The sequence below is a fragment of the Corynebacterium sp. genome (assembly GCF_030826625.1).
Lineage (GTDB): Bacteria > Actinomycetota > Actinomycetes > Mycobacteriales > Mycobacteriaceae > Corynebacterium.
The window spans coordinates 1-14,335 of the sequence record NZ_JAPJNQ010000055.1; the positions used below are offsets into that span (position 1 = coordinate 1).

General features: G+C 55.5%; 12 protein-coding genes. All 12 read right to left on the reverse strand.

What is annotated here, in order from left to right:
- A partial coding sequence (gene fmt / locus RCH87_RS07595; RefSeq protein ID WP_306516115.1) for a methionyl-tRNA formyltransferase occupies window positions 1-868 on the reverse strand: 868 nt, incomplete at its 3' end.
- A gap of 63 nt (window positions 869-931) precedes the next feature.
- On the reverse strand, window positions 932-3,013 hold the full coding sequence (locus RCH87_RS07600; RefSeq protein WP_306516116.1) for a primosomal protein N': 2,082 nt from the start codon (window positions 3,011-3,013) through the stop codon (window positions 932-934).
- 6 nt (window positions 3,014-3,019) lie between these two features.
- Window positions 3,020-4,255 (reverse strand): methionine adenosyltransferase, encoded by a 1,236-nt coding sequence (metK, locus tag RCH87_RS07605; protein WP_306516117.1) that lies wholly within the window; start codon window positions 4,253-4,255, stop codon window positions 3,020-3,022.
- A 295-nt stretch (window positions 4,256-4,550) separates the two neighbouring features.
- Window positions 4,551-5,831 (reverse strand): bifunctional phosphopantothenoylcysteine decarboxylase/phosphopantothenate--cysteine ligase CoaBC, encoded by a 1,281-nt coding sequence (gene coaBC / locus RCH87_RS07610; protein ID WP_306516118.1) that lies wholly within the window; start codon window positions 5,829-5,831, stop codon window positions 4,551-4,553.
- Between the two features lie 78 nt (window positions 5,832-5,909).
- The gene (locus tag RCH87_RS07615) at window positions 5,910-7,529 is read right to left on the reverse strand and encodes a sodium:solute symporter (RefSeq protein ID WP_306516119.1); all 1,620 of its coding nucleotides are present in this window, start codon (window positions 7,527-7,529) and stop codon (window positions 5,910-5,912) included.
- The gene (locus RCH87_RS07620; RefSeq protein ID WP_306516120.1) at window positions 7,529-7,666 is read right to left on the reverse strand and encodes a hypothetical protein; all 138 of its coding nucleotides are present in this window, start codon (window positions 7,664-7,666) and stop codon (window positions 7,529-7,531) included. The genes RCH87_RS07615 and RCH87_RS07620 overlap by 1 nt, the downstream gene beginning before the upstream one ends.
- Window positions 7,667-7,929: 263 nt before the next feature.
- A complete protein-coding gene (gene rpoZ / locus RCH87_RS07625) occupies window positions 7,930-8,211 on the reverse strand; it encodes a DNA-directed RNA polymerase subunit omega (protein ID WP_306516121.1) in 282 nt (93 codons plus the stop codon).
- A 91-nt stretch (window positions 8,212-8,302) separates the two neighbouring features.
- Window positions 8,303-8,872, reverse strand: a complete 570-nt coding sequence (gmk, locus tag RCH87_RS07630) for a guanylate kinase (protein ID WP_306516122.1) — start codon at window positions 8,870-8,872, stop codon at window positions 8,303-8,305.
- 5 nt (window positions 8,873-8,877) lie between these two features.
- Window positions 8,878-9,201 (reverse strand): integration host factor, actinobacterial type, encoded by a 324-nt coding sequence (gene mihF / locus RCH87_RS07635; protein ID WP_306516123.1) that lies wholly within the window; start codon window positions 9,199-9,201, stop codon window positions 8,878-8,880.
- 294 nt (window positions 9,202-9,495) lie between these two features.
- Entirely contained in the window at window positions 9,496-10,341 is an 846-nt protein-coding gene (gene pyrF / locus RCH87_RS07640) for an orotidine-5'-phosphate decarboxylase (protein ID WP_306516124.1), read from the reverse strand.
- On the reverse strand, window positions 10,331-13,666 hold the full coding sequence (carB, locus tag RCH87_RS07645; RefSeq protein ID WP_306516125.1) for a carbamoyl-phosphate synthase large subunit: 3,336 nt from the start codon (window positions 13,664-13,666) through the stop codon (window positions 10,331-10,333). The genes pyrF and carB overlap by 11 nt, the downstream gene beginning before the upstream one ends.
- A 2-nt stretch (window positions 13,667-13,668) precedes the next feature.
- The coding region (locus RCH87_RS07650; protein ID WP_306516126.1) for a gamma-glutamyl-gamma-aminobutyrate hydrolase family protein at window positions 13,669-14,335 on the reverse strand (667 nt) is incomplete at its 5' end.

Sequence of the window (14,335 nt, forward strand, 5' to 3'; positions counted from 1 at the left end):
CTGGCGTTGTGGCAGTGCCAACGAAGACGTCGTTTTTGCACACATGCAACTGCCCTGGGGCAAGCTCAACATCACCGATAAGGAGCGCTGCTTTCGAATCCGCTTCCACCAACGTGATCGGTGAAATTTTCAGCCGCTGCTCGCCTAACATCGCCCAAGCACCGGGACCGGGGGTATACGCGCGGATATGGCGATCCACTGCAAAGTCTGGTTGTGACCAATCAATATGCGCCTGCTCCGGCGAAATCTTCGGAGCATAGCTTGCCTCACCAGTTTGCGGCCGGGCCTCCAGGCGATCGTCGGCAAGCCCGTCCATGGTCGCAACCAACAGCTTAGAACCCGAATAAGCCAGGCGGGTAAGCAAATCATCCGCAGTATCATCGCCACGAATCGCTTCGGTGACGGTGCCCAATACATCGCCGGTGTCTAGCCCCTCTTCGATGCGGAACGTGCTCGCACCTGTGATGTCATCGCCATGGGCAATAGCTGCTTGCACAGGCGCGGCACCGCGCCACTGTGGAAGCAAAGAGAAATGCAGATTAATCCACCCGTGGCGAGCAACAGACAATAAATCAGCACTGATTAACTTGCCATAAGCAACCACAGCGATCGCTTCAGGAGCTAACTCAGCTAACCACGCGCGTACCTGCTGGCCATCGCTGCTGTCGGCACGCAAGGTCGTCGGCTTCAAGACCTCAATCCCTCGCTCACCGGCCACAGCGGCCACAGGCGACGGAGCCAAGCTACGGCCGCGTCCTTTGCGTGCATCCGGCCGCGTCAATACCCCGACGACTTCGTGGTCCGAATCCAATAACGCTTCTAGGGCAACCACGGCTGGCTCCGGGGTGCCAGCAAAAACAATCCGCATAGTCCTCCAACTTCCTTGATTGCGGTCGCTGCGTGCAGGCAACCACTTAACTAAGAATTCAGCCTAACCGATATGGATTGGGTCCACCTGAATACGTAACGGCAACTCATCTTTCCGTAAATTACGAGCAGCAGCAGCCACCCGCAACGCCGAACCAAGCTCAGCACGTGGCCCCAACGGGCTACGCACCAAAATTCTCTGCGGCGGGCCGAAACGCTGCTCGTCATACTCACCAGGCAGCCGAGTGGAATATGGCAAGTCCACAGGACCCAATACTTCCGCGTCCTTAGGCAGTTCGACGAGATCAAGAAACATATCCAGGCTCGCATCTGCGCCATCGATCGCAGCCATATGCACCGCCGGCGGAAATTTCGTCTCTCGACGTCCTTCGAGTTCCGCCGCGGCAGCAGAAACTGGATCCCACCGAATTAAATACTGCACCGTCGGCAAGCTAGCATCGGCAACGACAACCACCGCACCACCGTCGTCACGTCCGTCGACAAGCGCGGCGGCGTGCATCCACGTCGACAGCGTATCCTCTGCCGCCCGCAAATCCTGTCGGCCCAGCAGAGCCCACGTATCCAGCAATAATGCCGCACCATAATTCCCACCTTCAACTTGCGGCTCTGCCCCTGGAGTGGCCACCACTAACGCCGGTGCGTGGCGCACGGAATCGAGCACACGAGAGCCGCCCGAGGTAATCACCCGGGTGGAAGGAAAAGCACGCCCTAGCTCTTCTGCCGTGCGATCTGCGCCGAGCACCACCGCGCGCAGCTGCTGCGAACCACATTCGCCACACCGAAACGCAGAATGAATCGCACCGCACCAACGACAGGTCGGAACGGAAGCCTCCCTGGCATCGTCACCAGATCCTGGCCTCACATAACGCGATTGCTGGTGGTCCCCTGCTTGCTGCGAAGCCCCAAACGCAGGATCCTGCCCCGGTAACCCCAAAGGCCCATTACAAATCCTGCACCGCGCCGGATGACGGCATTTTCTACAGGACAAAGTGGGAATATAGCCTTTCCGCGGTACCTGGATCAGCACCGGTTTTCCAGCGGCAAGTGCGCGCCGGGCAGCCGAAAATGCCAGCCCCGGTATCCGTGCTTGTGCTGCAACTGGGTCTTTTTCACGCTCGAAATCAGTATCCGCGGCCGCGCGAATCAACGGTGCAGATTCACGTATCCGCTCACGCGAAGCAGTTAGGCTGTGCATCCATCCAGATTCCACCAATAATTGCGTTTCTGCAGTGCGCGAGTACGCACCGATCAACAGCGCGCACGATTCGAGACCCGCCCGCGTGGTCAGCACTTCGCGCGCATGCGGATACGGGGCACGTGGGTCAATCAGATTCTCGTCACCATCATCAATGATCGCCGCCAACCGCAAGTTCTGTACCGGCGCAAAAGCCGCGTTCCGAGTACCGATCACGATGCGTGACTGCCCGTTGAGCACAGATAAAAAGCGACGGTAACGCGCTTGTGCCCCCAATTGTGCATTGAGCACCGTCACCTGCTTCGGGCCCAAGTATTCTCGCAGCGCCTGCTCGAGACGGTCAAGATCACGTTGATCGGGAACCACGAGCAACACGCCGCCGCCATCAATGGCTACCTTGGCAGCTAGTGCAGCAAGCGTGCGCGTCCAGGATTCTCCTGCGCAAATCTGCCACGCTGCACGGGCCGGTTTCTCGGACAAAACAGCATCGACGAACGATTGCCCATAGACATAGCGCGACCATGCCGAAAGATCCGGTTCATCGGTGTTTCCGAGATCCTCCCAAGCGCTGTCAAAATCTGCGTTTTCAGCTTGCGCGTGTCTCGGTGGGATTGCGTTGCGGATGATATCCGCCCGGGTTCCGCCGTAACGCTGAGCTAGTGCTTCTACCAGTTGCGCAGTGCGAGGCGGATAAACCACCTGCGAAGAATACACTCGTTCGAGATATCGCAGTTTCCCGGCATGGTCCGAGTGCGCACGGCGTTCCACAACAATTCCGTCGACCAGTCTGCCGTGGAACCGAATCCGTACTCGCGTTCCCGGCTGGGCGTCTTCGTCATCACGTTCAGCCACCAAATAATCGAAGCCACGATCCAAATGTGCCAAACCTAATAGTGGCAACACATGGGCTACCGGTCGAGCGAACTCCATCGGGTTTTAGGCGACCCCGGCGGCTATGCGCAATTGTTCCACACGGTTCGTCTGCTCCCACGGCAGATTGACATCATCGCGGCCAAAGTGCCCATAGGCTGCAGTAGGACGATAGATGGGACGCAGCAAATCTAGCTCACGAATAATTACGGCTGGACGCAGATCAAACGTTTGTGCAACTGCGGCCTGAATAGACTCGTCGTCAAGACCGTGGTGGGCGGTGCCAAAAGTTTCGACATACAATCCGACAGGATTGGCTCGACCGATCGCGTAAGCCACTTGCACTTCTGCGCGGTCTGCAAGCCCCGCCGCGACGATATTCTTGGCGACCCAACGCATTGCATACGCAGCAGAGCGGTCGACTTTCGACGGGTCCTTGCCGGAAAATGCTCCACCGCCGTGCCGAGCCATGCCACCATAGGTATCGACGATGATTTTGCGTCCAGTCAATCCCGCATCACCCATCGGTCCACCAAGAATGAACGAACCGGAAGGGTTGATGAGCAAAGTGACATTATCGGTATAGAAATCTTCCAGCCCTGCTTCTGCGATCACGTGCTCGATAACGTGGGTACGCAGCTGGTCTTCCAGCCACTGCTGGCTAACTTCGGGATCATGCTGCGTGGAAATCACGATGGTATCGATATGCGACGGAGTCTGACCGCTATACGCGAATGTCACCTGGGTTTTGCCATCCGGACGCAAGTGCTCAACGATCCCCTGTTTACGGACTTCCGTGAGACGACGGGACAAACGGTGTGCCAAGGCAATGGGCAGCGGCATAAACTCTGGAGTTTCGTTGGTCGCATAACCAAACATCAGGCCTTGGTCGCCGGCACCGGCGAGGTCATCGTCATCAAGCTGAGAGCCCGAACGTGCCTCGTGAGAACGGTCCACACCATCGCCGATTTCCTGGGACTGCTCACCAATCGCGATGTTAACGCCACAGGTGCGCCCGTCGAATCCGACATCGGAACTGGTGAAACCGATATCAAGCAAAGTCTTGCGCACCAATTGCGGGATTTCCACGTAGGCACTCGTGCGTACTTCGCCGGCCACATGGACCTGTCCGGTTGTTACGAGCGTTTCGACAGCGACTCGTGCATGTTGATCCTTCGCCAACAGTGCATCCAGGATGCTATCTGAGATAGCGTCACAGATTTTGTCTGGGTGACCTTCGGTCACGGATTCGGAGGTAAACAAGCGCAAACCGGCGGCGCTCGCGCGAACTGGTGCAGCCACGAAAATTCCTTAGACAGCTGGGGATGACGACGTACATGAAGTATGCGGTAACTGGCGATACGCTAGTTGGCCATTCGAGCATACTGAACGGTGCGACAACCCGCACCGGAACTTCACTTAGTATAGACAAAGCGGTCTAGAAGCGCAATGAAGAGCTGAGCTAATATTCATCGGTGGCTTAAGTTCATCGCACTGGCATATACGACGCTTTTAACGCCACGACTCGAAACCGCAACTTTGCGCAGATGACTTAGGCCGAACGTGCTCCAACAGTTCAGTAAAGCGTTGAAAGCTTTTAGAGCTGTAGCGCCAATTTATCCAAGATCTGTGCGGCGACCACATGCTTTGGGCCAGCAGCAATCTCAGTGACACCACCGTCTTTATCAAGCAAATAGCCCTGATTGCTCGCTTGCCCGAAAACTTTACCCGGGCCAACTTCATTACACATCAAAACATCACAGCCCTTGCGGGCGAGTTTCTGTTGGGCATAGTCCAAAATCGAACTCTCACTATCACCAGTTTCGGCGGCAAACCCCATGATTACCGGTTTTGACGCCAACGTACCCCGTGCACGAGCGGCCACTAATCCGGCCAAAACATCTGGATTCTCCGTCATCTCCAAGCGGCTCAAGCCGGATTCCGCATTAGATTTTTTCATCTTGTATTCCGCTGGTGTCGTCGGACGATAATCCGAGACAGCCGCAGCCATAATTATGACGTCAGCTCCGTCTGCGTGATCGTGCATAGCCTGCTGTAGTTCTTGCGTGGTTTCTACACCGATGACCTTGGCACCTGGTGGGTTCGGCAGCGTGGCATTATTCGCTGCAACTAAAGTCACAGTAGCGCCGCGTTGGACTGCGATGTCTGCCAGAGCAAATCCTTGTCGCCCGGAGGAACGATTGCCGATAAAGCGTACCGGGTCAATAATTTCTTGCGTTCCACCAGCGCTGATGAGCACATTAACGCCTTCGAGATTATGCTCCATGTTGACACCGGCAAACACAGTACGGGCAAGTTCTGCGATATGGGCTGGCTCTGGCAAGCGGCCCGCCCCAGAGTCAGTCCCGGTCAAACGACCCACGTCGGGATTCAGCACGACAATGCCGCGCTCGCGCAACAAGGCCACATTCGCTTGTGTCGCAGGGTTGTTCCACATTTCAGTGTGCATCGCTGGTGCCAAAACGACCGGGCACGTCGCTATCAACACGGTGGCCGCGAGGAGATCATCGGCTAGACCACTGGCAATCCGCGCCATAAAATCCGCAGTCGCCGGGGCGATCACGATGCCGTCGGCTTCTTGCCCCAGCCGCACATGAGCTACCTCGTCCACATCATCAAACACAGTGGTCGAGACTGGGTTTCCCGATAGCGCTTCAAACGTCGCGGCACCAACGAAACGCAGTGCCGCATTCGTCGGAATTACGCGTACATCATCGCCAGCTTCACTGAAATCTCGGATGATCTGGCAGGCCTTATACGCAGCAATGCCACCACAGACCCCCACGACGATGTTGCGTGTGGCAGGCTTCTGGCTCAGTACGGTATCTGTGAAGGACTCTGACGATGCTGGCGTCATCGAGAACTCTCCTGTTCGTTCGGATGAGTTGCGTGCTCTAATGCGGCTAGTTCTGCCGCTGGGCAGCTCGCAATAAAGCTAGCTCATGATTGGGACGTAGAATAACCCTACCGCGGTGAACAGGATCGCAATAAAGCCGATCGCGCCGTAAATATACAAGTTGGTGCGCTTGACTTCGGCGACCGTGACATCAGATTCGACCCGCTGCTTCAAGTCAGAAATATACTGCCAAGAGCTTTCTTCTACTGGTTTGACCTTTGATCCGACAAGCACGGCGATAAGGCTCGCTGCCAGACCAAACAGAACTGGGTGGAAAGCCATTGGCCATTCGACCCCACCGAAAGTTTTGATGCTTTCCAGAACCAAGGTAATCAGGCCTCCGAGCAGCATTCCCCAGAACGCACCAGCTTCTGAAATTCGTTTCGACTGGGTCGAGGCGAAAGCAACAATTCCCCACGAGGCTGCAAAAAACGATGCCGCCATGTAGCCAATATCCAGCACGCTCGGGGTTGCGACATAAGCCAACAGCAACGCGATCGCACCAACAATAAGCATCGCCCACCGCGCACTGCGCACATTATCGGTCTTGGTTTCATCGCCATCCAGTCCTTCACCGCGCTGGAAAAGCGGCCCAACGTCGTGGGCGGCGCTGAAACCGACCAAGGACAAAAACGTCGATGCAGACGACAAACCAGCAGCGACGATACCCGTCACCAAGATGACTCCAACGGCGGTCGGCATGACGTTATAAGCCGCCCAAATGAACACCTGCGAATTAGGCTCAATGTCAGGGTTGATCAGGTTTACAGCATAAGCAGCAAACATGATGAAGAGATAGAACGCTGGGATAATCAACAAGGTGATAATGCCCGCGCGAATCGCGGTGTGGCTAGATTTCGCCATCATGTAGCGCGAGGCTTGCCATGGACTCACGGCCGTCACAAACGCCCACACCAAACCAAAGGTGAAGATGTAAATGAGTGCCTCACCAATCGAATTTAAGCGCTCTCCTGGTCCTTCGACCTGGCCATGCCACAACAATCCTTCCCGAAGCGTCGGATCAGCTGCGAGGTTGCTAAAGGCCTGACGTACGCCACCTGCTTCCCGGAAAATCGCGATCGAGCCCAAAACACCACCAATGATGAAGAAGAAGAACATCATCGTATCGGTGATGATCACACCCTTGGAGCCCGACAACACCGTGAAGATCGTGAACGCAACCCAGGTGATGAATACAGCCCAAAAACCGTCGATCCCCAGAATCGCCTCAATAACCACCGCAAGACCACGGGTAACCGTGACTAAATACAGCCCCATCCCGATCAGCACCGAAGCTCCGGCCAATCCGCGCAGGCGAGATGAATTAAAACGTTTGCCGAAGAATTCTGGGATCGTTAGTGCTTCTGAATCGCGCAAGTAGCGGCCAAACAGCACTACACCGGCGAGGTAGCCCATCTTAGACATCACACCGAGCAGCAGAATTGGCCATGGGAAGCCGTCATAAGCCATACCGGCCTCACCCATCAGCGCAACCGTCGACAAGAATGACGCGACTAGCGTGCCGACGATGAACAAAACGCCGACGTTACGACCGGCGACGAAATAATCGTTCTTGTTACTAATGCCGCGGCTCACCCAAATTCCGACGACCAGAAATCCGATGAACGAAAGAATAACTGTGATCGTAAACGTATCCACTATTTCTCAGCCTCCCCCTTCTCTTCAGCGGTGCGCTGGGCGTTTTTCAGCTCAGAATTTAGTTTCCAATAGGCCAAGCCAAGTCCGATACTAAACACCACGATGTGCAAAATGCTGGGAAATAGCAGTTCGAGCATTCATCACTCCATTCAACAACTGTTCATAAAAACACTGGACGTACAAAACACTGAGAGCCTAGCGTAATTTACGTTTTTTGTCAGGTTTTTCACACCTTCAGTTAAGACTGCTGGTAATCAGGGGGGGGGTAAATCGGCAAAACCACGGTGCTGCAAAGCTGCGTGTGGTGGAACTTGGGAACAGAAAAACCCACCGTTCCAAAAAATGGAAGGTGGGTTCACCATGATGACGCTCCGACTCGGAGCGGTAATCAATTTTTCACTTAGCGTGCTTCTTCGTGGTCAAGCAGGCCTTCCTGAATCTCACGCAAAGACAGCGACAGTGGCTTCTCGCCAGGCTCTGGGGTGACCAAAGGACCAACGAATTCGAAGACGCCTTCGTCTTGTTCTTGGTAGTAGCTGTTGATCTGGCGGGCACGCTTGGCAGCAAAAATCACCAAAGCGTACTTCGACGATACCTTGTTGAGCAGCTCGTCGATCGGTGGATCCGTGATGCCTTCGGGCGTATCGAAGACGCTGTCAGTTTTCGTGGACTCGGTAGTCACTACGAGACCAACCCCTTTTCGCGTTGATTGTATGAAAAATTATGGTTCACTCGGTGCGTATCGTCCGTGTGGTCACAGTGCTGTGTCGCAGCTAGCTGCGGAAAAAATTGCTAATAGCCTCTACCGCTTTATCGAGATCATCATTGACCACAACATGATCGAATTCACCTTGGGCATCCAATTCGACCCGGGCGGTTTCTAACCTCCGTCGAACGACGTCATCAGGCTCGGTACCACGATTGCTTAAGCGATCACAGAGCACTTCCCAGGATGGTGGTGCTAAAAATAGCGTCGTCGCTTCAGGCATTTTTGCCTTGACGTTGCGTGCACCTTCCAAGTCCACCTCCACCAGCACGGGGCGACCTTTTTCCAAGGCTTCGTTGACTGGCTGCGCTGGTGTACCCGAACGTTGCAAGCCGGAATGAACTTCTGCCCATTCCAACATCTCACCATTATCAATGGTTTGTTGGAATTTCTCTGGAGTGACGAAATAATAGTCGATTCCGTCTGTTTCCCCAGGACGAGGGTCCCGAGTAGTCATCGAGACCGAAAAATAAAGGTCGTGGACGGTGTTGCGCAGCTGCTTCACAACCGTGGATTTTCCGACAGCTGTGGGGCCAGCGAGCACAACTAAGCGACCACGTGGTGTCACGACGGGCATAGTTTTTAGTTTTCGGAGTAACCGAAACGGTCCAGCAAAGCACGACGCTGGCGTTCACCAAGGCCACGCAGACGGCGGGTCTGGGCGATCTCCAGGTCCTCCATGATTTCACGAGCCTTGACCTTGCCTACCTTCGGCAGAGCCTCCAAAAGTGCTGCGACCTTGGTCTTGCCGATGATCTCATCGGTTTCAGCCTTGTCGAGAACTTCCTTAAGGTTGGTTCCGCCACGCTTCAATTCAGCTTTGAGCTCAGCGCGTGCCTTGCGGGCCTCAGCGGCCTTCGCTAGGGCTTCTTTACGCTGCTCATCGGTCAACTGTGGAAGGGCCACGTGGATTCCTCCGATTCAATGTGGGTTTATGGTTCTTATCAACGGCAACTGTAGCAGCCACCGCCCGAATGGGAATTATAGAGCGTCAACGCTACCTGTGAAGCTGCGACCTTCTTCTCGCACGGCCCCACACACGGCAACGTTTGCTTTTCGCATATCTTAACACCGTAACCAGGCATTCCGCGATTTCAGGCATTGTTGCGCTGAGAGTTTTTCCACGTCACAGCACTACAGCTTTACGGCGGTCTGCCCGATTATAGCGACATCGAGCCTACAGATATTTTGCTCATTGAGTTATTTGGCGGGAAACTGGCCCGCCTGCTCAAGCACCGCTTTGCGCAGGTCAGAAACTTCTGGACCAGCAGAAAGCACGCTGCGCGAGACATTCGGAAACGCCCAGCTCTCAGCATCCATGGCGATCCGTGCGATATCAGCCACAGTGCCTCCTTGCGCCCCGACGCCCGGCATCAACACAGGACCATTGAATCCCCGTAAATCCGGCGAGCTATCCAGCGTCGCTCCCACGACAATGCCGAGCACGGCACTATCACGGTCGGCATTAAAATCCCGGCAATAACTCACCACGTGCTGTGCGAGGCTCGTCCCGCCGCGTTGGAAGCTCTGTAACTCCACGGCCTCGGGGTTGGACGTCGCGGCGAGGACAAAGACACCCGCCCCGGTTTCTTCTGCGACTGTAATTGCAGGCTCCAACGAACCCAGGCCGAGATACGGTGCAACAGTCACGGCATCGGCGCGCAGAGGTGATTCAGGGTCCAGCCAAGCCGAGGCATAGCCTGCCATCGTCGAGCCAATATCGCCACGTTTAGCATCCGCAATCACCAATGCTCCGGCCTCGCGAAGCTCACGCAATGACTCTTCCAATACAGCGAAGCCAGCTGAGCCAAAACGTTCGTAGAAAGCCACCTGGGGCTTGACGGCGCACGCAGTATCGGCGAAAGCGTCGACGCAACGACGTGAGAACTCACGCAGTCCAGCGACGTCGTCGTCAAGCCCCCAGTCCCGCAGCAAGCTGGCATGCGGATCAATTCCGACACACAACCTGCCACGTTCTGCAGCCCGCTGCCTTAATCGCGCGCCAAAGCTTGGCTTCCGGGCGTCCTGCTGCAAGTTATTCGCCATGATTGAGTTCCTGCAGGCTACGTACAGTCAGCTCATCTCCGCGCAAGGCTTCTATGCCTTGTACCGCTGCGGTTATTCCCTGCACGGTGGTCACCGCCGGAATGCCTACCGAAATAGCTGCTGTTCGGATGTCATAGCCATCATGGCGTGCGCCAGCAGAGCCAGCCGGAGTGTTCAAGATCAAATCAATATGGCCGTCAGTGATGAGATCAACAATCGATTTGCCTTCGACATTGCCCTGCCGGATCTCTGACGCCTTGTGTGCAACCTCACACTCGATGCCATTACGTCGCAGCATCTGCGCTGTACCAGCAGTGGCAACGAGATCGAAACCAAGCGATGCCAGACGCTGAATTGGCACGATCAATGTGCGCTTATCTCGGTTGGCAACCGAAACGAACACGGTGCCCTGGCGAGGTGGGCATCCAAACGCTGCCGTTTCGGCCTTGGCATAAGCGGCACCAAAATTGTCAGCCAAGCCCATGACCTCACCGGTCGACTTCATTTCTGGAGAGAGCAGAGTATCCAGCGGAGTTCCGTCTGGGCGTCGGAAGCGCTTGAACGGCATCACGGCCTCTTTCACCGCGATCGGGTGATCCAACGGCAAAGAACCACCATCATAGGTCGTCGGAATCATTTTTTCGGCGCGCAAATCCTGCAAGCTAGCACCGAGCATGATGCGCGCGGCAGCCTTAGCCAGCGGCACGCCTGTCGCCTTGGAGACGAACGGGACCGTACGGGAAGCCCGTGGGTTTGCCTCGATGACGTAGAGGATATCGTCCTTCAGCGCGAATTGGACATTGATCAGTCCTTTGACACCGATGCCGTGAGCTAGTGCCTTCGTAGATTCGCGAACTTTATCGATGTCTTCAGGCCCCAGCGTCATCGGAGGCAGTGCGCATGATGAATCGCCGGAGTGAATACCGGCTTCTTCGATGTGTTCCATGACGCCAGCTAAATAAACTTCTTCGCCATCGCACAGCGCATCGACGTCGATTTCGATTGCAGAGTCCAAGAACCGGTCGACCAACACTGGGTGGTCCTCACTCAGTTCGGTTGCGCGCTCAATGTAGTTTTCCAGGCTGTTTTCGTCATAGACGATTTCCATGCCACGGCCACCGAGGACATACGACGGGCGCACCAAAACTGGGTAACCAATCTGCGAGGCCACTTCACGAGCCTCAGCATAGGAAGTAGCCGTACCGAAGTCTGGCGCCGGCAGCTGTGCTTTAGCCAAAACCTTTCCGAATACTCCGCGGTCCTCTGCGTTATTGATGGCTTCGGGGCTGGTTCCGACCACTGGTACGCCAGCCGCTTCGAGCCGCTCAGCCAAACCAAGCGGGGTCTGTCCACCGAGTTGCACGATCACACCGGCAACGTTTCCAGACTGCGATTCTGCGTGGTAAACCTCCATGACGTCTTCGAAGGTCAATGGTTCGAAATAGAGACGGTCAGCGGTGTCGTAGTCCGTAGACACAGTCTCTGGGTTGCAGTTGACCATGACGGTCTCGTAGCCGATGCGCGACAACTCGAGGGCCGCATGAACGCAGGAGTAGTCAAACTCGATTCCCTGTCCGATGCGGTTCGGGCCGGAGCCCAGAATAATGACTTTGTCTCTGTCTCGCTGCTCCGAAACTTCGGATTCCGCGTTCGGGTCGTATTCATAGGCAGAGTAGTGATACGGAGTGTGGGCTTCGAATTCGCCAGCACAAGTGTCCACAGTCTTATACACCGGACGAATTCCCAGGCTCCAGCGCAGTGACCGCACACCGTCTTCACCTGCAAATTCTGGGCGCAACGCAGCAATCTGGGCATCCGATAGGCCCATGACTTTCGCTTGGCGCAGCAGTTGTTCATCTAGGACCGGCGCGGTGCGCAAGAAGTTTCCAAACTCCACCAGGTGCGCTAACTCAGCGATAAACCACGGATCAATTTCTGAGGCCTCATGCACCGCATCAACGCTTGCACCCCAGCGCAAAGCCAGTTCGACGTCGTACATACGTCCGTTGGTTGGGCGTCGCAGCCGATCCAGCACCTCAGAAACATTTTCGGCATCACCGGCTATGACCTCATCCGGCACCGTCCACAGTCCGAAAGGCTTCGACTCCAACGAACGCATGACTTTGTTCAAGCCTTGAATGTAGTTGCGGCCAATTCCCATGGCCTCACCCACCGATTTCATGGTGGTAGTCAAGGTGTCGTCAGCACCCGGGAATTTTTCAAAGGCAAAGCGTGGGGCCTTGACGATGACATAGTCCAGCGTCGGTTCGAAGGCTGCCGGGGTAGTTCCGGTGATGTCGTTGGTGACTTCATCGAGTGAGTACCCAATAGCCAACTTCGCCGCCAACTTCGCAATTGGGAAACCTGTGGCTTTCGACGCCAAAGCCGACGAGCGAGACACGCGGGGATTCATTTCGATGACGATGATGCGTCCGTCGTCAGGATTAATGGCGAACTGGATATTACATCCACCGGTGTCGACGCCAACCTCACGGATGATGTCGATGCCTAAATCGCGCATCTTTTGGAATTCGCGGTCAGTCAGTGTCAACGCTGGCGCTACGGTAACCGAGTCACCAGTGTGCACGCCCAGTGCATCAACGTTTTCGATCGATGCGATAACCACAACGTTATCGTCACCGTCGCGCATCAACTCGAGCTCGAATTCTTTCCACCCCAAGATGGATTCTTCAATCAACACGTTCGCATCGGGTGAAGCAGCAATACCGCCACCGGCGATGCGATCAAGGTCTTCGTAGTTATCGGCCAGACCCGAGCCTAATCCACCCATCGTGAAAGACGGGCGTACAACAACCGGCAAGCCGAGTCGTTCGACGCAGGCATGGACCTCGTCCATTGTGTAACAGACCTCGGAACGAGCAGACTCGCCTCCGACCTTTTCTACGATGTCTTTGAATTTCTGTCGGTCTTCTCCGCGTTCGATCGCGTCGATATCCGCACCGATCAGCTCAATGCCGTACTTATCCAATACACCAGCACGGTCCAATTGAATGGCAGCATTCAACGCAGTTTGGCCACCAAGGGTCGCGAGCACGGCATCGATAGGATGGCCGCCAGCACGTTCTTTCTCGATAATCTTCTCGATGTACTCAGTTTCAATCGGTTCCACATAAGTGGCATCCGCGAACTCAGGATCGGTCATAATCGTCGCCGGGTTCGAGTTGACCAAGGTCACCCGCAACCCTTCCGACTTCAAAACTCGGCAAGCCTGGGTGCCCGAATAATCAAATTCGCAGGCTTGGCCGATCACGATAGGTCCGGAACCGATAACCAGGACGTGATGAATATCAGAGCGCTTGGGCATAATTAAGCTTTCCTTTCCTGGCTGTGCTCATCGAGCAGGTGAAGAAATTGGTCAAATAGTGGGTGTGCATCGTGTGGTCCCGCAGCAGATTCCGGGTGGTATTGCACCGAATAAGCCAAGCCGCTGCGCAGCGCCACGCCTTCAACGGTGCCATCATTCAGGCACGTATGGGTGATGATCGCGGGGCCAAAGTCCGTAGAAAAGGAACGGTCAGCATCTCCACTGTCTACGGCGACGGTGGTCACATTGCCTGGCGCTGCCAGCGCAAATCCGTGATTTTGCGAGGTAATATCAATTTTTCCGGTTTCGTGGTGGATCACGGGAACGTTGATGCCACGGTGGCCGAACTTCATTTTGTAGGTTTCCAGGCCCAGCGCACGTCCCAGAAGCTGGTTACCGAAACAAATCCCGAAAAATGGGATCTTGGCTGCCAAGATTTCGCGCAATACCGCAACCATCTCGTCGGCGGTAGCTGGGTCGCCCGGCCCGTTCGAAATAAAGACCCCATCCGGACGGAGTTCTTGGACCTCAGCAAAGCTGGTACCGGCCGGAACAACCACGGTTTCGATGCCTCGCTGCGCAAAATTCCGCGGAGTAGCGGTCTTGATGCCCATATCGAAGGCAACGATTCGGTGCTTCGTCTCTCCTACCGCCGGGATCGTATAAGTC

Excerpts from the sequence above, each read along its gene's own strand:
- coaBC (WP_306516118.1), bottom strand. The coding sequence starts at position 5,831 with ATGACGCCAGCATCGTCAGAGTCCTTCACAGATACCGTACTGAGCCAG.
- RCH87_RS07620 (WP_306516120.1), bottom strand. The coding sequence starts at position 7,666 with ATGCTCGAACTGCTATTTCCCAGCATTTTGCACATCGTGGTGTTTAGT.
- pyrF (WP_306516124.1), bottom strand. The coding sequence starts at position 10,341 with ATGGCGAATAACTTGCAGCAGGACGCCCGGAAGCCAAGCTTTGGCGCG.
- gmk (WP_306516122.1), bottom strand. The coding sequence starts at position 8,872 with ATGCCCGTCGTGACACCACGTGGTCGCTTAGTTGTGCTCGCTGGCCCC.
- carB (WP_306516125.1), bottom strand. The coding sequence starts at position 13,666 with ATGCCCAAGCGCTCTGATATTCATCACGTCCTGGTTATCGGTTCCGGA.
- RCH87_RS07600 (WP_306516116.1), bottom strand. The coding sequence starts at position 3,013 with ATGGAGTTCGCTCGACCGGTAGCCCATGTGTTGCCACTATTAGGTTTG.